Annotated in this window: 16 protein-coding genes and 1 pseudogene; 8 read left to right on the top strand and 9 right to left on the bottom strand. The window is 63.0% G+C overall.

The window, feature by feature from the left end:
• Positions 1–159: 159 nt before the first annotated feature.
• Positions 160–2,373 carry a phosphocholine-specific phospholipase C gene (locus EYW45_RS23265; RefSeq protein ID WP_161137807.1) on the top strand — a complete coding sequence of 738 codons (2,214 nt, stop codon included), beginning with the start codon at positions 160–162 and terminating at the stop codon, positions 2,371–2,373.
• A gap of 122 nt (positions 2,374–2,495) precedes the next feature.
• Here the strand turns inward: EYW45_RS23265 and rpmG are convergent, their stop codons facing one another.
• From rpmG to EYW45_RS23280, 3 genes are all read right to left on the bottom strand, one after another.
• Positions 2,496–2,663 (bottom strand): 50S ribosomal protein L33, encoded by a 168-nt coding sequence (gene rpmG, locus EYW45_RS23270; RefSeq protein ID WP_161137808.1) that lies wholly within the window; start codon positions 2,661–2,663, stop codon positions 2,496–2,498.
• Positions 2,664–2,700: 37 nt separating this feature from the next.
• The gene (gene rpmB / locus EYW45_RS23275; protein WP_161138054.1) at positions 2,701–2,937 is read right to left on the bottom strand and encodes a 50S ribosomal protein L28; all 237 of its coding nucleotides are present in this window, start codon (positions 2,935–2,937) and stop codon (positions 2,701–2,703) included.
• A 240-nt stretch (positions 2,938–3,177) separates the two neighbouring features.
• The gene (locus EYW45_RS23280; protein ID WP_456238883.1) at positions 3,178–4,371 is read right to left on the bottom strand and encodes a multidrug effflux MFS transporter; all 1,194 of its coding nucleotides are present in this window, start codon (positions 4,369–4,371) and stop codon (positions 3,178–3,180) included.
• A 115-nt stretch (positions 4,372–4,486) separates the two neighbouring features.
• Between EYW45_RS23280 and EYW45_RS23285 the strand changes: the two genes are divergently transcribed.
• Positions 4,487–5,794, top strand: coding sequence for a class I SAM-dependent methyltransferase (locus tag EYW45_RS23285; protein ID WP_328703682.1), 1,308 nt, complete (start codon positions 4,487–4,489; stop codon positions 5,792–5,794).
• 226 nt (positions 5,795–6,020) lie between these two features.
• Here EYW45_RS23285 and EYW45_RS23290 read toward each other — a convergent pair whose 3' ends face one another.
• Positions 6,021–6,287, bottom strand: a complete 267-nt coding sequence (locus EYW45_RS23290; protein WP_161137809.1) for a hypothetical protein — start codon at positions 6,285–6,287, stop codon at positions 6,021–6,023.
• Between the two features lie 77 nt (positions 6,288–6,364).
• Here EYW45_RS23290 and EYW45_RS23295 point away from each other — a divergent pair, with 77 nt between their 5' ends.
• The 3 genes from EYW45_RS23295 to EYW45_RS23305 all read left to right on the top strand — a co-directional run bounded on the left by EYW45_RS23295 (position 6,365) and on the right by EYW45_RS23305 (position 9,820).
• Positions 6,365–7,363 carry an ABC transporter substrate-binding protein gene (locus tag EYW45_RS23295; RefSeq protein WP_161137810.1) on the top strand — a complete coding sequence of 333 codons (999 nt, stop codon included), beginning with the start codon at positions 6,365–6,367 and terminating at the stop codon, positions 7,361–7,363.
• Positions 7,364–7,550: 187 nt separating this feature from the next.
• Positions 7,551–8,411 carry an ABC transporter permease gene (locus EYW45_RS23300; protein ID WP_161137811.1) on the top strand — a complete coding sequence of 287 codons (861 nt, stop codon included), beginning with the start codon at positions 7,551–7,553 and terminating at the stop codon, positions 8,409–8,411.
• Complete coding sequence (locus EYW45_RS23305; protein WP_235939191.1) at positions 8,408–9,820, top strand: quaternary amine ABC transporter ATP-binding protein; 1,413 nt, start codon at positions 8,408–8,410, stop codon at positions 9,818–9,820. Before EYW45_RS23300 ends, EYW45_RS23305 begins: the two co-directional genes overlap by 4 nt.
• Here EYW45_RS23305 and EYW45_RS23310 read toward each other — a convergent pair.
• The 3 genes and pseudogenes from EYW45_RS23310 to EYW45_RS23315 all read right to left on the bottom strand — a co-directional run.
• Positions 9,792–10,778 carry a Bug family tripartite tricarboxylate transporter substrate binding protein gene (locus EYW45_RS23310; protein ID WP_161137812.1) on the bottom strand — a complete coding sequence of 329 codons (987 nt, stop codon included), beginning with the start codon at positions 10,776–10,778 and terminating at the stop codon, positions 9,792–9,794. The genes EYW45_RS23305 and EYW45_RS23310 overlap by 29 nt on opposite strands.
• 54 nt (positions 10,779–10,832) lie before the next feature.
• The gene (locus tag EYW45_RS24640) at positions 10,833–11,369 is read right to left on the bottom strand and encodes a MaoC family dehydratase (RefSeq protein WP_328703693.1); all 537 of its coding nucleotides are present in this window, start codon (positions 11,367–11,369) and stop codon (positions 10,833–10,835) included.
• Positions 11,352–12,584, bottom strand: a pseudogene (locus EYW45_RS23315) (CaiB/BaiF CoA transferase family protein); the annotation flags it as partial. The pseudogene EYW45_RS23315 and the gene EYW45_RS24640, both read right to left, overlap by 18 nt.
• 71 nt (positions 12,585–12,655) lie before the next feature.
• Here EYW45_RS23315 and EYW45_RS23320 point away from each other — a divergent pair.
• Complete coding sequence (locus tag EYW45_RS23320; protein WP_161137814.1) at positions 12,656–13,558, top strand: LysR family transcriptional regulator; 903 nt, start codon at positions 12,656–12,658, stop codon at positions 13,556–13,558.
• Here the strand turns inward: EYW45_RS23320 and EYW45_RS23325 are convergent.
• Together EYW45_RS23325 and EYW45_RS23330 are read right to left on the bottom strand one after the other, a co-directional pair.
• Positions 13,485–14,600: an acyl-CoA dehydrogenase family protein gene (locus EYW45_RS23325; protein ID WP_161137815.1), complete on the bottom strand. Its 1,116-nt coding sequence runs from the start codon at positions 14,598–14,600 to the stop codon at positions 13,485–13,487. The genes EYW45_RS23320 and EYW45_RS23325 overlap by 74 nt on opposite strands.
• Positions 14,601–14,617: 17 nt before the next feature.
• On the bottom strand, positions 14,618–15,772 hold the full coding sequence (locus EYW45_RS23330; protein WP_161137816.1) for an acyl-CoA dehydrogenase family protein: 1,155 nt from the start codon (positions 15,770–15,772) through the stop codon (positions 14,618–14,620).
• A 413-nt stretch (positions 15,773–16,185) separates the two neighbouring features.
• On the opposite strand from EYW45_RS23330, the gene EYW45_RS23335 reads away from it, so the two are divergent.
• Positions 16,186–17,367: an acetyl-CoA C-acyltransferase family protein gene (locus EYW45_RS23335; protein ID WP_161137817.1), complete on the top strand. Its 1,182-nt coding sequence runs from the start codon at positions 16,186–16,188 to the stop codon at positions 17,365–17,367.
• 27 nt (positions 17,368–17,394) lie between these two features.
• Positions 17,395–18,168, top strand: coding sequence for a class I SAM-dependent methyltransferase (locus EYW45_RS23340; protein ID WP_161137818.1), 774 nt, complete (start codon positions 17,395–17,397; stop codon positions 18,166–18,168).
• Positions 18,169–18,282 lie beyond the last annotated feature (114 nt).

Raw genomic sequence — 18,282 nt, forward strand, 5'->3', positions numbered from 1 at the left:
AAATGACGGCGTGCCGATGTTTCGGCATCTGCTCAGTTGCCGCCGCGCGCTGTCGCATTCGTTCGCCTTGTTTTGCAACGTGCCCGGCACGTTTGCCACGCGCTGCCGCAAATACTCGATTGCGTTTGCCCTGTGCGTCTTCGCTTTTCAGGAGTTGTCATGACCGATCATCCCCGTCGCCATTTCTTGCGCACGGCCGCGACTGTCGCCGGTGCCGGCACGGCGCTGTCCTTGTTTCCGCCGGCGATTCGCCGCGCGCTCGCCATTCCCGCCAACAATCTCACGGGCAGCATCAAAGACGTCGAGCACGTCGTGATGGTGATGTTCGAAAACCGTTCGTTCAACAACTACTTCGGCACGATGCGCGGCGTGCGGGGGTTTGGCGATCGCTTCACGATCCCGCTCGCCGGCAATTTGAGTGTGTGGGAACAGAAGGACAAGGACGGCAAGATCGTGCTGCCGTATCGCCTGGACGAAAGCCGCGGCAATGCGCAGCGCGTGAAAGGGACGCCGCATCAGTGGCGCGACAGCCAGGATGCCTGGGATGGCGGGCGCATGAACGAATGGGCGCGCCACAAAACGCCCGTGGCCATGTCCTACTTCGGCGAGCAGGAAGTGACGTTCCAGCATGCGCTGGCCGACGCCTTTACATTGTGCGATGCCTATCACTGCGGGATCCATACCGGCACGATCGCCAATCGGCTGTTTTACTGGACGGGCACCAATGGCCCCACCGGTGCGGGCGTGGCGGTGTTGAACAACGAGTTCAACGATCCGAATATGGGCCCGTCGACCGACGGCTATACGTGGACCACCTATGCGGAACGTCTGGAAACGGCCGGCGTGTCGTGGAAGGTTTATCAGAATATGCCCGACAACTTCGGGTGCAACGAGATGATGGCGTTCAGGCAGTTCCGGCGCGCCAATGAACTGGCCCCGCCCAGCCGTCGCGTGAGCAGCGATCGCAAGGTGGTTTCGCCAGCTTACGATCCCGCCATCGACGATCCTGGCAACCCGCTGTACAAGGGCATCGGCAACACGATGCCCGATGGCGGATTGCTGGGCAGCCTGCGCGAGGATGTGTTGAACAACCGTCTTCCCGCGGTGTCGTGGATCATTCCGCCCGAGACCTATTCCGAGCATCCCGGGCCGTCGAGCCCGGTGCAGGGCGGCTGGTATGTGCAGGAGCTTTTGGACGCGCTCACCGCCAATCCTGACGTGTGGAGCAAGACCGTACTGCTCGTGAACTACGACGAAAACGATGGGTATTTCGATCACATCCCATCGCCGTCCGCGCCTTCGTTGAACCCAGACGGCTCACCGGCCGGCAAAACCACGTTGCCCGATAGCGACGTGGCCTTCGAGCGGTTTATCCATCCGAACCCGCCGGGCACGGTGAAGCAGCCGCAGCCTGATGGTGGCGTCTATGGGCCCGGGCCGCGGGTGCCGATGCATGTGATTTCGCCGTGGAGCCGAGGGGGCTGGGTGGCTTCGCAGACATTCGATCACACCTCGGTGCTGCAGTTTCTGGAAGCCCGCTTTGGTGTGATGGAGCCCAATATTTCCGCCTATCGGCGAGCGGTGTGCGGCGATCTCACGTCCGCATTCAACTTCAAAACGCCTAACGCCGACGCGTTGCCGGCACTGGCTGGACGCCAATCGCGTGCCGAGGCGGACGCCCGGCGGGCCGCGCAACAGGCGCTGCCCCAGATCCCCGTGCCGGCCAATCAGGTGCGGCCGCAGCAGGCAAGCGGCACGCGGCCATCGCGCGCGCTGCCTTACGTATTGCACACCAGTGCGCGAGTGCAGACCGATGCGCGCCAAGTGCAATTACTGTTTGCCAATGGAGGCACGGCAGGCGCGGTTTTCCATGTGTATGACAAGCTTCATCTCGACCTCCTGCCGAGGCGGTACATGGTGGAGGCGGGCAAGACGCTGGACGATGTGTGGCTGCCGCAACCCGCCGATGCGGGACGCTACGATCTGTGGGTATTGGGGCCAAATGGCTACCACCGGCACTTTGCCGGCGAACTGCCCGCAAGCGGTGCGGCATCGGCATCCGCTGCAAGGCCTGAGATCCAGGTGTGCTATGACCCGGCCGGCGCTGCGGTGTCGGTCAAGGTGTCGAATGCCGGTGCCGCGCCGTGCGAAGTCAGCATTCGCGCGTTGGCCTATCGCACCGATGGTCCTTGGGTATTGAACGTGGCGCCGGGCGAGGTGGTGGAGCAGGGATGGCGCTTGGCCGATAGCGGACAGTGGTACGACTTCGAGGTGAAGATGAGCGGATCGGAGGCGTTTTACCGGCGCTTTGCCGGGCGCGTCGAAAATGGCCGCGATGCGGTGAGCGATCCAGCAATGGGCGCTCAGGCCTGATACGCCACTCTGGCGCAGCGCCAGAGCGGCATATCGGCACACGACAAAAAAGGCTCCCTAGGGAGCCTTTTTTGAGACGAAACCATCGCAGCCGCCAGGGCGCGTGGCAGGACCATCCAAGCTTACTTGAGCTTGGTTTCCTTGTAGTCGACATGCTTGCGAGCGACGGGATCAAATTTCTTGATCAGCATCTTCTCGGGCATGGTGCGCTTGTTCTTCGTCGTGGTGTAGAAATGGCCCGTGCCGGCGGTCGACTCGAGCTTGATCTTTTCGCGGATACCTTTGGCCATGTCGGGCTCCTGTTAGGTTCTGGTTAGGAGGGGCCGATTAGGCCAGTTCGCCGCGGGCACGCAGGTCGGCCAGAACGGATTCGATACCGTTCTTGTCGATCGTGCGGATCGCGTTAGCGGACACGCGCAGACGGACCCAGCGGTTTTCGCTCTCAACCCAGAACCGGCGCGATTGCAGGTTGGGGAGGAAGCGACGCTTGGTCTTGTTGTTCGCGTGCGAAACATTGTTGCCCACCATGGGGCCCTTGCCGGTTACTTGGCATACGCGTGCCATCATTGCACCTCTTTAAATGAAGCTGCCAAGCCGGCATTGCCTTCAGTATCTTTTCATCCGAGGCCGCAAACGTGAATTGCAAACCTGCTTCTGCCAAAAATACATCTGCGTTAAGGTCACGCAGATTGGGGGCAAGGCCGTAAAGGCGATCTGTGTAATGAAGCGCCGACTGCTAAATGCGCGCTTCATACGAAAAGTTTTGGTTAAGCCGTAGATTCTAAAACGAAAAAGGTCCCGGAATCAAGTCGCACGACGTGCAATGCGGCCAGAGAACCACGACAAGCTGGCGCAAACCCCCATAATCGTGGCGAGCGGCAGGGCAGATTCAGTCTGCCAGATACTGACGAAGAGCCCGGCCGTCGCCCCGCACGTGAACTGCAGCGTGCCCAACAGCGCCGATGCCGCGCCCAGGCGCTTGCCCTGATCGGAGAGCGCCAGCGCGGCCGAATTGGGGTTCACGAACCCCTGGCAGGCCATGTAGGCCATCAGACACACCATCAATATCGGCAGCGTCATCACGCCCGCGACGCTCAACGCACAGGTGGCGATGCCGGCACATGCCAGGAAGTTGAGCGCCGGGCGCTGCAACTGCTGCGGTTTGTAGGTGCGGAGCAGCCTGGCGCTGACTTGCGAGGCCGCGATCAGGCTGATGGCGTTGATGCCGAACAACACGCCGTACCATTTCGGGTCGACGTGATACACCTCGATGAACACCCGGGGCGAGCCGATGATGTACGCAAACATCCCCGCCTGGCCCATTCCGCCGGCGAAGCTGTGCGCCACGAAACCGCGATGCGTCAGCAGCGCGCGGAAGTTGCCGATGATATTGGCCCAACTGAGCGTGACCACACGCTCGGGTGCGAGCGTTTCGCGCATGATGAAGATGACCGACAGCATCAATGCGGCACCCGCAAACAGCATGATCCAGAACAAGGCCCGCCAGGAGGTGAAGCTCACGACCTGCCCGCCGACGATGGGGGCCAGAATCGGTGCCAGACCCATGATCAGCATCAGGAGGGAGAGCGCGCGGGCAGCTTGCTGCGTGTCGTAATTGTCGCGAATCACGGCGCGCGGAATGACAATGCCGGCGGCCCCGCCGATGGCCTGAACGAACCGCCAGAAGGTAAGCGACTCGATCGTTCCGGCAAGGGCGCAGCCGAGCGATGCACACATATAGATGGTCAGGCCGACCATCAACGGAATTCGGCGACCGAAACGATCGCTGATGGGGCCGTAGAAAATCTGTGAAGTGGCCAGCCCGACGAGGTAGGCGGCAAGCGTACGCTCGACGTCTCCCCGCGACACCATCAGATCGGCGGCGATCCGCGGAAAGGTCGGCAGATACATATCGATCGAAAATGGACCGATGGCCGTCAGCGCGCCCATGAGGATCAGCCATCCGGGCAGGCTGGCGGCAAAACGGGAAGGGGGCATGGTCTGCAGGCGATGACGGCGGTACGACCGGTAACTTTATCATGCGGCACCTTACATACAGATTTACGCTTTTTTCCGATAAAGTCGCTCGTACCGACCTATTGGAGAGGGCATCGTGAATCCGTTGCAGTCTGCTGTTGATCGAAAGTTGAAGAGTTTGCCGGTGCGCGTGGCGCTTATTCTTCCCGACGGCGGACGGCTCGGCCCGCCTGACGAACAGGTCACCTTCACGGTGAAGGACGCCAAGGCGCTGGCCCACGTGGCCAGTGGCGATGTGGGGATTCTGGGGCAGGATTATGTCGAAGGGCGGGTCGATATCGACGGCGCCATGCACGATGTGATGCGCGCGGCGGCCGCCTCGCTGCCGGGATCGCCCGTGGAGGCCGCACGTGGCGGCTGGCTGACCGATATCGTCAAGCGGGTGATGTCGGTCTGGCGTCACTCGATCGAACGCGACGCCAGGCAAATCGAATTCCACTACGACCTCTCCGACGACTTCTACGCCCTGTGGCTCGACCCGCGTCGCGTCTATTCGTGCGCCTACTACCGCACGCCCGATATGGGGCTGGCCCAGGCGCAGGAAGCGAAGCTCGATCACATCTGCCGCAAGCTGCGCCTGAATGCCGGCGAACGGTTTCTGGATGTGGGAGCAGGCTGGGGCGGCTTGCTTCTCTGGGCGGCTGAGCATTACGGCGTGGACGCCACGGGCATCACGCTCTCGCGTAACCAGCATGCGCATGTGAACCGGCTGATCGAGGAAAAGGGCCTGTCGGGGCGCGTGCGCATGGAGCTGCGCGACTATCGCACGCTCGATTCCGCCCAACCCTTCGACAAGATCGCCTCGGTGGGCATGTTCGAGCATGTGGGGCGAGCGCAACTCGTCAATTATTTTGCCAAGCTCAACGGTCTGCTCCGTCCAGGCGGACTGGTGCTCAATCACGGCATTACAGCTGCCGGCGTGCGCAACTCGGAGCTGGGCAACGGCATGGGCGAATTCATCGAGCGCTACATCTTTCCAGGTGGCGAATTGACCCATGTGAGCCGCGTGCTCGAAGCGATGACCAACGGCAGTCTGGAGGCGGTGGATGTCGAGAACCTGCGGCCTCACTATGCGCGCACGTTGTGGGCGTGGAGCGATGCACTCGAAGCGCGGATGGACGAGGCGCGTCAAGTGCTCACCGGCGAGCAAGGCGAGCGCTCGTTGCGCGCCTACCGCTTGTATCTTGCGGGGTGCGCGATGGGGTTCGAGCATGGGTGGCTGGAACTGCATCAGATCCTCGCACAACCACCAGCGACCGGTCGCAGCGACGAGCTGGACGATCCTGCCGATCTGGCTTACCCCTGGCGGCGGGACTATATCTATGCCGAGTCGGACGCGCAGATCGAGCCGGCGGAGCAGAGTTACATCGTCCGCAAGGCGTGATGCGACAGCGCGCCATCGGCATGTGATCGGCTTGCAGATGTTGCAATGCGGTATTTTTGCGCACGTCGGATTGCCGTATTCAGTTATCCGTAAGTTCCCCGCGCGCAAGCGCCGGGAGCCACTGATTTGTCACGTAATGCAACTGGCGCGATCTCCCTGCCATTTACTGAGCAGGCGATGCCGGCGCCCATTGCCCCTGGGAAATGGCCCAAAAGTGCGCGAAATGTTACGGAAATCGGCCTTTGCATTTGGCGGCAGGTAAAGTTTTGTCTAAAATGCTGTCTTCGTCGTTCAGTTGCACCCATCTTTCGCACATCGAGATTGCGATCGGCATCGCCACTTGTGGCTTGCCCGATCCGACGCCTGTGCGGTGCAGTGTGTTCCCGTAATGCACGCCATGCACCGCCGCGTTATCCCGATGCGCCTTGCGCGGGTTTTGGATCTCTCGATCCAGCCCACCTGCTAGCCGGTCTGTTAGGGCATTGCGCCCCATGCATTCCCCTTTAGCGCCAGGATCGAAACGCCCTGCCAGGGCGGCTTCGGTCTGCCACCTATAGGAGATTTCAACCCATGTCGTTTTCCCCCAAGCATCTCGCCATCGCCGCCGCCTTGTTCGCTGCCTGCGGTGTCGCTCAAGCCGCCGATACCCCCACGTGTGAAGTCAACCGTCCTGTCAATTTCGGTGGCATGAACTGGGAGTCCAATCTGGTCCTGGCCGATGTGCAACGCTTCATCGTCGAGAAGGGCTACGGTTGCAAGACCCAGGTGCTGCCCACCGAGACGCTGCCCGCACTGGCGGCGCTCGAGCGCGGCGACCTGGATGTCAACACCGAGGTCTGGCTCAACAGCGTCGCCGAGCCGTGGGAACGTGCCGAGAAGGGCGGCAAGGTCAAGCGGGTCGCCGATCTGTATACCGGTGGCGAGGCCTGGTTCATTCCGAAGTACACGGCCGATCGTCTGCCGGAGCTGAAAAGCGCGGCCGACCTGCCCAAGTACAAGGACGAGTTCAAGGATCGTGAAGAACCCGGCAAGGGCCGCTTCTACGGCTGCCCGGCAGGCTGGGGCTGCGAAGTCGCCAGCAGCAATCTTTATCGCGCGTTGAAGCTCGACGACAGCTACACGCTGTATTCGCCCGGCACCGGCGCGGCCCAGAAAGCCGCCTTGATGTCTGCCTACAAGCGCAAGCAAAACATCGTTTTCTACTACTGGTATCCGACGCCGCTGGTGGGGGCGCTCGATCTGGTCAAGCTCGAACTGCCGCCCTACGACGCCGAAAAGCACAAGTGCCTGACGTCGCCCAAGTGCGCCAATCCCGAGCCCAGCGCGTATCCGGACAATCCAGTGTTCACCGCGTTGAATACGCAGTTCACGCAGGATGCCCCGAAGCTCACCGCCTTCTTCTCGAAGATGTCGGTGCCGACCGACGTGATCGACAAGACGTTGGCGCACATGGAAGAGTCGGGTGACGATTCGAAGGACATCTCGACCTGGTTCCTGAAAAACCAGCAGGACGTGTGGATGAAGTGGGTGCCGGCGGACGTCGCCCAGCGCGTCCAGGCGGCGTTGTAATTGTGTGATCCGGGCGCGCCGCCAGACGGCGCGCCCATGAGCGAAGCGGTGTCTCCCGCTTCGATCTTTTCTTTCATTGCCGGTGCCCGCAAGTGGCCGGTGTCGTTGTTTCTCCTCCCCATGCCGGTTTGCGGCGCGCGACTTGCTAGTTGCGCCGCCCCTGGCGTGACTCCGCGGAGTTTTATTCATGTTTCCCGAAATTATTCCTGCCCGCGCCGTGCGCGGGGCGATCGACGGCTTCGTCGATCATCTGGTCGAGAATTACGCCAGTCATCTCGAGGACCTGTCGCAGCCGATTCTGGATGTGCTGGTCTGGCTCGAGCAACTGCTGCGCAATACACCATGGTGGGTGGTGGTCATTGCCGCCATCGTCATCGCCTTCGGCGTCAGCCGTCGCATCGGCTTCAGCCTGGCGATGGGCGCGCTGCTGTGTCTGCTGGGCGTGCTGGGCTTGTGGGATGCCGGCATGCAGACGCTGTCCCTCATGATCATGGCCACTTTGCTCTCCGTGCTGGTGGGTATTCCGCTGGGCATCCTGATGGCGCGCATCAATTGGCTGCGTTCGATCATGCTGCCGGTGCTGGATGTGATGCAGACCATGCCGAGTTTCGTGTATCTGATCCCGGTCGTGATGCTGTTCGGCCTGGGCAAGATTCCCGCGCTGATCGCCACCGTGATCTATGCCGTACCGCCGCTCATCCGCCTGACCGATCTGGGGATTCGTCTGGTCGACCGCGAAGTGCTCGAAGCCTCGCGTGCGTTCGGCGCCTCGTCGCGCCAGCAGTTGTTTGGCGTGCAATTGCCGCTGGCCCTGCCCAACATCATGGCGGGTATCAACCAGACCACGATGATGGCGTTGTCGATGGTGGTGATCGCCTCCATGATCGGCGCACGCGGCCTGGGTTATGAAGTGTTGTTGGGCATCAACCGCCTTGAGGTGGGACGCGGGTTGTTGGCCGGTCTGGGCATCGTCGTGCTCGCCGTGCTGTTCGACCGCATCACCCAATCCTATGGACACCGTGTCCGCCGCCAAGGAGGCCAACGATGAGCAAGATCGAAGTCAAGAATATCTATAAAGTCTTCGGCTCCAATCCGAAGAAGTGGTTGGCCGAAGCGCAAGCCGGGATCGGCAAGGACGACCTGCTGGCCAAGAGCGGTCACACGCTCGGCTTGCGCGACATCAGCCTGTCGATCGAAGAGGGCAGCATCTACGTCATCATGGGCCTGTCGGGCTCGGGCAAGTCGACGCTGATTCGCCACTTCAATCGTCTGATCGATCCCACCTCCGGCCAGATCCTGGTCGATGGCGAGGATGTGATGAAGCTCAACAACCGCGATCTCGAGCGCTTCCGTCAAAAGAAGATGAGCATGGTGTTCCAGCGCTTCGGCCTGTTTCCCCATCGCACCGTGCTGGATAACGCGGCATATGGCTTGACGGTGCAAGGCGTGGATCGCAAGACCCGCGAGGCCACGGCGCGAAGCTGGCTGGAGCAAGTGGGCCTGGCGGGTTTCGAGAGCCAGTATCCTCACCAGTTGTCGGGCGGTATGCAGCAGCGCGTGGGCCTGGCCCGGGCGCTCGCCACCGACGCGGAAATCCTGCTGATGGATGAGGCCTTCTCGGCGCTCGATCCCCTCATTCGCCGCGAAATGCAGGATCATCTGCTGCAATTGCAGGCGCGGTTGAATAAGACCATCGTGTTCATCACGCACGATCTGGACGAAGCGCTGCGCCTGGGTAACCGGATTGCGATCCTGAAAGACGGCGAGCTGGTGCAGGAGGGCACGCCCGAAGACATTCTGCTCAATCCGGCCACCGACTACGTGCAGGCGTTCCTGCAGGATGTCAATCGGGGCAAAGTGCTTAACGCCACGCACGCGGTCAACCCGCCGCGCTTGACGCTCACGATGCGTTCGCGTCCGGCGCATGTGCTGGAGCGGTTGCAGGCCCTCGATTGGCGTTATGCGCCGGTGCTCGACGGCAAGCGGCTGGCCGGCGTGTTGACGCTCGACGCCGCCCGCCGTGCCGTGGGCGAAAACGCTCGCGATATTGCGCGCTTCGTGGAAGATCTCACCACGGTGCCGTCCACGGCCGGGCTCGATGAAGTGTTGGCCAAGTTGCTCAACAGCAATGAGCCGATGGCGGTGACCGACGAGAACGATGAATTCGTCGGCATGTTGTCGCGCCGCAAGGTGGTCGAGCTCGTCAATCCCACGCCGGTGGATGATGGTATGACGCCAGCCGACGATGCGGCGTCGGCGACGTCGGACGATGGCGTTGTCGCCGTGACTCAAGAGGAGCTGCGCAACAACGCCATGGCCGCAGACGGGCGATCTGCTGCAGGGCATGTGGCCGACGCACAACCCGCCGACGCCCCGCGCGTCGATGCGCAGGCCGTGGCCGATGCGCAGGACGCCGGCCCTGCCAAGGTCAGTCCAGCTTCACCCCCGCGGCCTTGACCACCTCGCCCCACCGGGCGGTCTCGCTCTTGATGTATTGCGCGTAGGCCTCGGGCGTTGAGCCCAGCGCCTGCGCGCCCTGCACGGCGAGTTGCTTCTGCATCTCGTCCGATTTCAGCGCCCGGCCGATCTCGGCATTGAGCTTTTGCACGATCGCTTGCGGCGTGCCGGCCGGCACGACCACACCTTGCCAGGCGCCCACTTCAAATCCCGGAATGGCCGTCTCCGCAACAGTGGGCACATCGGGCAACCGATCGCTGCGTACCTTGCTCGTCACCGCCAACGCGCGCACGCGGTTATCGCGGATGAACGGCAGCGAGTCGTTCAGCGTATTGGTGCTGAATTGCACTTGCCCACCCACCAGGTCGGTCATTGCCGGTGCGCTGCCCCGATAAGGCACGTGCGTGGCTTTCACGCCCGCCGATTGCAGAAACAGATACGCGCCCAGATGCGTGACGTTGCCGGCGCCTGCCGACGCGTACGACAAAGCGCCGTCTTTCGACTTCGCGTAATCGATGAAGGATTTCACGTCGGTGGCCGGCACTGATGGATGCACGAGCAACACAAGTGGAATCACGGCCGTCGACGACACGGCAGTGAAGTCCTTCGCAGGATTGAACGCCAGATTCGCATACAGGTTCGGGCTCAGGGCAATCGACGAGGTGTTGTAGAGCACCGTATAGCCATCGGGCTTGGCCAGCGCGGCCGCTTGCATGCCGATGTTGCCGTTGGCACCGCCTTTGTTCTCGACCACGATGGTCTGACCCATTTGATCGGTCAGTTGTTTGGCCAGCACGCGGGCCACCAGATCGGTCGGGCCGCCCGGCGGAAAGGGCACGATCATCGTGATCGGCCGTTGCGGCCAGGCGCTTTCGGCCGCACTGGCGCCGGCCGGCCACACAACACTCGCGCATGCGCCAAGCGCGGCCAGCAGGATGTTGAGAGGATGCTTTGTCATGTTGTCTCCGTTATTGTTGTGGTGGGCCTGACAAGGCGGAAAGGGCGGGTGCGGCTAGGGTTGTCCCGCCAGCATTCGCACCGCGGTGTAATCCATCACGGCCTTGCCATGTTGATTCTTGACGAGAATGGCCGAGGTCACCACGGCGCGATTGAGTTTCGACGTGGGCCGCACGCCGGTCACTTCCACTTCGGCCCAAATGGTGTCGCCGGCGACGACCGGCCCCAGCATCTTCTTGTGCACCTCGAGCAGCGCGAGGCCCGTGCCTTGCACCATCGTCTGCATCAGCATGCCTTCGATCAAACCGTAGGTGAGCGCGCCCGGCACCGGGCGGCCCTGGATGGCGCCATGCTCGAATGTCGTGTCGATGAAAATCGTTTCCAGCATGCCGGTGGCGCTGATGAAGTTGATGATGTCGGTTTCGGTCACCGTGCGCTTGAAGGTATGAAAGCGCTGGCCAACCTCGATTTCCTGCCAGTAGAAGCCTCGGCCCAGCAGTGTGGTGGGGCGTTGTTCGGTCATGGGGTGTTCTCCTTGTGTGAGGGGGGGGGCCGCCGAGGCGCGATCGATTGCCGCACCTTTGGCCAGCATGGCTTCGATATGGGCGGGGTCCAGTCCTGCTTCGCGCAGGATCTCGCGCGTGTGTGCGCCCAGATGCGGCGGCATCGTGGGCGCGACTTGCGAGTCGGCCAAGGTGACGGGATTGCGCGTAAAGCGGTAGTGGTGGCCGTTCTGTTCGAGGTCGACGAAAAACCCCACGCTGGCCAGATGCGGATCGTCTTCCAGTTCGTCCAGGCCGTTGACGCGTGCCGCCGGGATTTCCAGGCGTTCGCACAGCGCCAGCCAATGCGCCGTGGTTTGGGTGGCGACGATGGCACCCGCCCGCTCATAGAGGGCACCGATATGGCGCGTGCGCGACGCAATCGATGCAAAACGCGGGTCGTCGGCATCTTCGGGATGGCCGGCATGGGTGAAAAACAGACGCCAGTGCGTATCGGTATAGGGCAGCACGCAGGCGTACCCATCGGCGGTTTGATAGGGCCGGCGCCACGGCACCAGCATGCGCGGGTAACCGGCGGTGCGGTCTTCGGGCGGGGCGTCGACCAGATGCCGGCCATACATGTGTTCGACCAGCATGAAGGACGTCATCGATTCGAACATCGGAATTTCGATGGCCTGACCGCGGCCGGTGCGTTCGCGCTGAAACAACGCGGCGAGGATGGCATGCGTGGCGATCAGGCCGCAGGTTTTATCCGCTGCGATCGTCGGCAGATAACGCGGCGCGCCGCCTTGCCGCGCCATCATGTCGGCCACACCCGACAAGCCTTGAATGATGTCGTCATAGGCCGGTCGCCCGTCGTAGGCGCCGCCCGCGCCGAAGCCGTACAAACCGGCGTAGATCAAGCGCGGATTGCGGGCGCACAACGTGGCTGCGTCCAAGCCGAGCTTAGCCATCTTTTGCGGTCGCATGCTGTGCATGATCACGTCCGCGCGATCGATCAGTGTCAGCAGGGCAGCGCGCGCGTCGGACTGCTTGAGGTCCAGCACCACGCTGCGCTTGTTGCGATTCATCCCAAGGAAAATGGCCGAAAGCCCGGCTTCGAGCGCCGGACCCGTTTGCCGGGTGGAGTCGCCGCCCGGGGCTTCGATCTTGACCACGTCTGCGCCGTAGTCACCCAGGATCTGCGAGGCGTAGGGGCCGAACACCACTGTGGTGAGATCGAGAATCCGCACGCCGCAGAGGGCGCCGGGCGACACGGTGGGCGTAAGGGGGGCGGCATCGGGCGATACATGCGGTGTGGTCATACGCAGGGATGCTAGTCGGGTGATGTATAGCGGTCTAATATAGGTTTCATATCAACCGATACCGTTGCGTTATGTCTGTGGATCTCCGCCAGCTTCGCCAGTTCGTCGCCATCGCCGAGCTCGGCAGCTTTCGCCGTGCGGCCGATGTGCTGCACATTGCGCAACCCGCATTGTCGGTGTCGATACAGAAGCTGGAGCATGCCGTCGGCGTGAAACTGCTGGATCGGTCGGTCAAAGGCGTGACGGTGACGCCGGCAGGCGAGGCCTTGATGCAAGATGCCCGCCGCAGCCTGTTCTTCGCCGATCAGGCGCGACGCTCCGCGCGCCGCGTGGCGCTGGGCGAACTCGGCGATTTGCGATTGGGGTTCGTGGGGTCGGCGACCTACGCCTTGCTGCCGCAGTGCTTGCCGCGTTTTCGCGCCCGCTATCCGCAAGTGCAACTGGCACTGCGCGAAGAAACGACGGTGCGCTTGATCGATATGCTGCGCGCAAACGAAATCGACGCCGCCGTGATTCGCGGTCCCATCGCCGACGATCCGGATCTGGAAGTGACGCAGGTCGAGCGCGACGATCTGATCCTGGCCGTGCCGACCGGCCATGCGCTGGCAGGCGCAGCGCACGTGGCCTTGCATGCGCTGCGCGGACAGGACTTCGTGCTTTACGCCCACGACAAAGTGCCCGGACTCTTCAGCGTGACGCACGAGTTATGCAGACGCGCGGGATTTTCGCCGCGCGTGAGCCAGGAGGCGATTCAGGTGCAGACCGTGGTGAGTCTGGTGGCCAGCGGCATGGGCGTGGCGCTGGTGCCCGCCGTGGCGCGTGCGTACAGCAATCCTCACGTACGTTTTATCGATCTGCTCGATGACGATGCGCGCGGCGCGCTGAGCTTATCCATCGTGATCAATCGCGATGGCGCCAGCGCATCAGCCGGCCGCCTGCGCGATGCGATGTTGGGGGGACGACATTGGGGTTGAGTCTGAGGCGCATGAAGTCAAGGGCGCGATCCGCTGACCCAAGCGCTGCATGACCGATGCGCGTGTCCCAATACGATTCGCTGCCCGCCGCATACCGCCATTGATGCAGCAGGCGCGTATACCGATGCAGATCGTATTCCGCTGTGATGCCGATGGCGCCATGCACGGCGTGCGCCGTGGCTGCGACGACCGGGGTGCCCGCGCTTGCGGCGCGTTTGCCCACGGCGGCAAGGAGCGGATCCGGGCGGGTATGCGCGGATTGAAACGCCATCTGCGCGCCGATGCGTGCGGCCGCCACAAGCTCGGCCATCACGCTGAGTTGCTGCTGAATCGCCTGAAACTTGCCGATGCTTTTGCCGAATTGTTTGCGATCTTCGGCATAGCCGACGGTCATCTCGAGTACGCGTTGCATCGCGCCGGCCGTCAGGCCTGCGTACGCGGTTGCGGCGATCACCGCCACGTCATCGATGGCCACGGGCATACCGGCGGTGCGCGGCCAGCGCAGGTCGGCCTGCTCGCTGCCATAGGTCGCATCGGGCGCGATCACGGCCTCATGGACATCGAGCAGGCGCGTCTCTTCTCCACACTGCGCCACGACCCATCTCGCCGTCTTGCCCCAGGGTAGGGCACGCGCATGGAGGTGCTCGCGATCGCGTTGCGCGAACGGTGCCAGGGCAATCGATCCCGCGGGGCGCGTGACCCCGGCGGCATGCAGGGCCGGCGCGATGAGGGCGGTGTGAAGGAGCGGCACCGGTAAGGCATGGCGGCCTGCCGCGAGCGCAGTCGTGAAAAGCGCGTCCAGCGTCAGCCCCAATCCACCGGCCGCTTCGGGCAGGAGCGCGTCGGCGAAGCCCGCGTTCTCGCAGGCCGACCAGGCGGCTTCCAATGCCTCGCCACTACCCGCGCGCTCACCGTGATCGGTATCGGCGACGTTTGCATTGCCAACGCTACGCCCGTCGCCAACGGCTGCGGCGCGCTGCAGGGCCGGGGTAAAGGTGGCGGCGAACAGGCGTTCGGCCGCGTCTCCAAACATATCGTCCATGGGGATGTCCAAAAGCGTTAACGCAGACCAAGGCCGCGGGCGATGATGCCGCGCAGAATTTCGCGCGTGCCGCCACGCAAGGAAAAGGTCGGGCTCACCGATTCGAGATAGCGCAATGTGCGCAGCAAGGGTTCGGGAACAGGCTTCTCCGGTTGGGCGCCCAGCGCATCGGCAATCAGCCGTGGCATATCCTGCTCCAGTTCAGTGCCCAGATCCTTGATCAAGGTGGCCTCCAGCGCCGGCGATTCGCCGCGTGTGAGTTTGCCCGCCACCGAGAGGGATAGCGCGCGCAGGCAAGCCAGGCGGGCCAGCAAACTGCCCAGCAGCGTGACGGCATGCGGGTCGCCATGGCCGTCGGTCCGCAAGGCGTCGATCCAGGTTTCCAGGAGCACCATGCTGGAGTAGATGCGTTCGGGGCCGCTGCGCTCGAAGGCGAGTTCGGCGTTGACCTGGGCCCACCCGTCGCCTTCAGTGCCGATCAACGCATCCGCGCTCAGAACCACGTCTTCAAAGAACACCTCGGAGAAGTGCGCGTCGCCTGCGAGGTCTTCGATTGGCCGCACGGTGACGCCAGGCAAGGACAGATCGATGATGACTTGCGACAGCCCGGCGTGCCGCGCGGCGGCATCGCCCGACGTGCGCACCAAGGCAATCATGTAGTGCGCGCGGTGGGCGTAGGTCGTCCAGATTTTGCTGCCGTTCAACACCCAGCCGCCGCCATCGCGCGGCACGGCGCGGCTGCCGATGCTCGCCAGATCCGAGCCGCTGTTGGGTTCGCTCATGCCGATGCAGAAAAACGCTTCGGCACGACAAATCCGCGGCAGATAAAAATCCTTTTGCGCAGCCGTGCCGTAGCGCAGGATCAGCGGGCCACTCTGGCGGTCGGCAATCCAGTGCGCGCATACCGGCGCGCCGCTGGCGAGAAGTTCCTCGGTCAGCACGAAGCGCGCATAGCCGCTGCGTTCGGCGCCGCCGTATTGGCGGGGCAGCGTCAAACCCAGCCAGCCGCGTTCGGCCAGCGCGCGGCTGAAGTCGGCGTCGAATTCCATCCACGAGCGCGCGCGGATATCCGGTGGCGTCTCTGCCAGGCGCTGGTCGAGAAACGCCCGCACGTGCTCGCGCAGGCGTTCGTCTTCTTCGGGAATGTAGGCAAGATCGAGTGCGGTAATCATGGCTGGATTGGAAGCGTGGCGGGAGGTGTTGCGAGGACCATGTGACGTTTTCGTGTGAGGCGGGTTCCAGTGTGTGTGAGGCGGGTTGCGGTGGGAGGCGGGCCACGGTTATCCGAGGCCACGATGAGTTGAAAATCGATATCGCAGACGACTATCGACGTTCGAGCCATCGCTGTCTAATATTCTTTTGTGCACTTTCGATAGGATTTCGTTATCGCCTCAAACGACAGGCCAACGGCCGTGAGCGCCATGCCGAGATCATTTCTAACCGGGATATCGCTCGGTCGCACGCACTCAGAATCTCGACCGCCCATCGGACAGGCATCCGATGCCTACGTTGAAAAGTGCCGCCTTGGGTGACTACTATAGGGATCGAGCGTCGCTCAGTGCGTCGCGCCTTGCAAAGGATCGTTATGACTGAAGTAATCGTTGCCGCCGCCGTTCGTACCGCCATCGGCGATTTTGGCGGCAGTCTCAAAGATGTGCCGCCGTCGGACCTGGGCGCCACCGTCATTCGCGAGGCCGTCGCGCGCGCCGGTGTGGGCGCGGACGAAGTCGGGCATGTGGCCGTCGGGCACGTCATCAATACCGAGCCGCGCGATATGTACCTCTCCCGGGTGTCGACCCTGGGTGCCGGACTGGCCAAGGAAACGCCTGCCTTCAACGTCAATCGCTTGTGCGGCTCCGGTCTGCAAGCCATCATTTCGGCCTCGCAATCGATTCTGCTGGGCGACGCCGACATCGCCGTGGGTGCAGGGGCAGAAAGCATGAGCCGCGCACCGTATATTTCGCCTGCGCATCGCTTCGGCGCGCGAATGGGCGACAGCGTATTGCTCGATATGATGACGGGCGCCTTGTCCGATCCTTTCGATCGTTCGCACATGGGCGTGACGGCGGAGAATGTGGCGGCGAAGTTCGGCATCGACCGCGCCGCACAGGATGCGCTGGCGGTGGAGTCGCATCGCCGTGCCGCGGCCGCCATCGACGCGGGCTACTTTCGCGATCAGATCGTGCCGGTCGTGCTCAAGACCCGGAAGGGCGACACCACGTTCGACACGGATGAGCATGTGCGCCGGGATGTGACGCTGGAAAGCCTGGCCAAGCTCAAGACCGTCTTCCAAAAGGAAAACGGTACGGTCACGGCGGGCAACGCCTCGGGCATCAACGACGGGGCGGGCGCCATCGTGCTGATGAATGCGGAGGTGGCCAGCAAGCGCGGCGTGCAACCTCTGGCGCGGCTGGTGGCCTATGGCCACGCGGGCGTCGATCCCAAGATCATGGGCATCGGCCCCGTGCCGGCCACACAGGCAGCGTTGAAGCGTGCGGGGCTCACCATCGATCAAATGGACGTGATCGAGGCCAATGAGGCCTTTGCCGCTCAGGCCTGCGCAGTGGCCAAGGCACTCGAGTTCGATCCGGCGCGCGTCAATCCCAACGGCAGCGGTATCGCGCTGGGGCATCCCATCGGGGCCACCGGTGCCATCATCACCGTCAAGGCGCTGCACGAATTGCAACGCATCAAGGGGCGTTATGCCTTGGTGACGATGTGCATCGGCGGTGGCCAGGGTATCGCGGCAATCTTCGAGCGGATGTAAGCGGCGGGGCTGGCTACAATGCCGCCCATGCCTGCCTACTCGCTTCCCACCGAACTCGACGAACCCACGCTATCCGAATCGGATGGCGTGCGGTATCTGCACTTCAATACGGCCTGGATACAGGGCGCCATGGTGGTGCGCGCGCCGACCGAGCTCGTGCTCGAATACACCGCGCAGATGATGGCGTGGTTGTTGTTCCTGGCGCCGCCGAAGGGCAGTGACGCCATCGGTTTGCTGGGGTTGGGCGCGGGCTCGCTGGCACGATTTTGTTTGAAGCGCACCCGGAGCCAGGTGCTGGCCGTGGAATGGAATCCGCGCGTCACCAGCGCTTGCCAGATGTTCTTCAAGCTGCCGCCGCAGGCGCGTCTGGACGTCGAGCATATGGATGCCGCCGCCTGGGTGGCCGATCCGCTCAATCGCGGCCGCACGCCGATTTTGATGGTCGACCTGTACGACGCCGAGGCCCGCGGTCCGGTGCGCGACAGCGTCGCGTTCTACCGCGACTGCCGGCGTGCATTGGGTGACGTCGGCGTGATGACGGTCAACCTGTTCGGCGACCACGACAGCTTTCCGCGCAATATCGATCACATCGAACGCGCCTTCGACAAGCGGGTGGTGCTGTTGCCTGAGATCGACGCCGGCAACCGTATTGCACTGGCCTTCACCGGGCCGCCGATCGCCATCGAGGCGGACACATTGATGGCCCGAGCCGAAGAGGTCGAAGCGCAGTTCGGCCTGCCGGCGCGCCGATGGGGGCGGGCACTGATGGCATATGCCAAGGATGGTGTGTTCAGCGTCTAGGCGGATCTGGATGATTTGCGGACGCCAGACCGCCCTTGTGGGGTGCGCCCTGGTCCCTCCTATTGCGATCAGTCCAATCGGTCGCAAAGTCAGTCGAAAATACCGGGATCTTTG

The sequence above is a fragment of the Schauerella aestuarii genome (genome assembly GCF_009866805.1).
GTDB lineage: Bacteria > Pseudomonadota > Gammaproteobacteria > Burkholderiales > Burkholderiaceae_B > Schauerella > Schauerella aestuarii.

Bases quoted from the DNA above. Each gene is read 5' to 3' on its own strand.
- EYW45_RS23265 (WP_161137807.1), top strand. From the start codon at position 160: ATGACCGATCATCCCCGTCGCCATTTCTTGCGCACGGCCGCGACTGTC.
- rpmG (WP_161137808.1), bottom strand. From the start codon at position 2,663: ATGGCCAAAGGTATCCGCGAAAAGATCAAGCTCGAGTCGACCGCCGGC.
- rpmB (WP_161138054.1), bottom strand. From the start codon at position 2,937: ATGGCACGCGTATGCCAAGTAACCGGCAAGGGCCCCATGGTGGGCAAC.
- EYW45_RS23280 (WP_456238883.1), bottom strand. From the start codon at position 4,371: ATGCCCCCTTCCCGTTTTGCCGCCAGCCTGCCCGGATGGCTGATCCTC.
- EYW45_RS23290 (WP_161137809.1), bottom strand. From the start codon at position 6,287: ATGGGGCGCAATGCCCTAACAGACCGGCTAGCAGGTGGGCTGGATCGA.
- EYW45_RS23295 (WP_161137810.1), top strand. From the start codon at position 6,365: ATGTCGTTTTCCCCCAAGCATCTCGCCATCGCCGCCGCCTTGTTCGCT.
- EYW45_RS23300 (WP_161137811.1), top strand. From the start codon at position 7,551: ATGTTTCCCGAAATTATTCCTGCCCGCGCCGTGCGCGGGGCGATCGAC.
- EYW45_RS23305 (WP_235939191.1), top strand. From the start codon at position 8,408: ATGAGCAAGATCGAAGTCAAGAATATCTATAAAGTCTTCGGCTCCAAT.
- EYW45_RS23310 (WP_161137812.1), bottom strand. From the start codon at position 10,778: ATGACAAAGCATCCTCTCAACATCCTGCTGGCCGCGCTTGGCGCATGC.
- EYW45_RS24640 (WP_328703693.1), bottom strand. From the start codon at position 11,369: ATGCTGGCCAAAGGTGCGGCAATCGATCGCGCCTCGGCGGCCCCCCCC.
- EYW45_RS23320 (WP_161137814.1), top strand. From the start codon at position 12,656: ATGTCTGTGGATCTCCGCCAGCTTCGCCAGTTCGTCGCCATCGCCGAG.
- EYW45_RS23325 (WP_161137815.1), bottom strand. From the start codon at position 14,600: ATGGACGATATGTTTGGAGACGCGGCCGAACGCCTGTTCGCCGCCACC.
- EYW45_RS23330 (WP_161137816.1), bottom strand. From the start codon at position 15,772: ATGATTACCGCACTCGATCTTGCCTACATTCCCGAAGAAGACGAACGC.
- EYW45_RS23335 (WP_161137817.1), top strand. From the start codon at position 16,186: ATGACTGAAGTAATCGTTGCCGCCGCCGTTCGTACCGCCATCGGCGAT.
- EYW45_RS23340 (WP_161137818.1), top strand. From the start codon at position 17,395: ATGCCTGCCTACTCGCTTCCCACCGAACTCGACGAACCCACGCTATCC.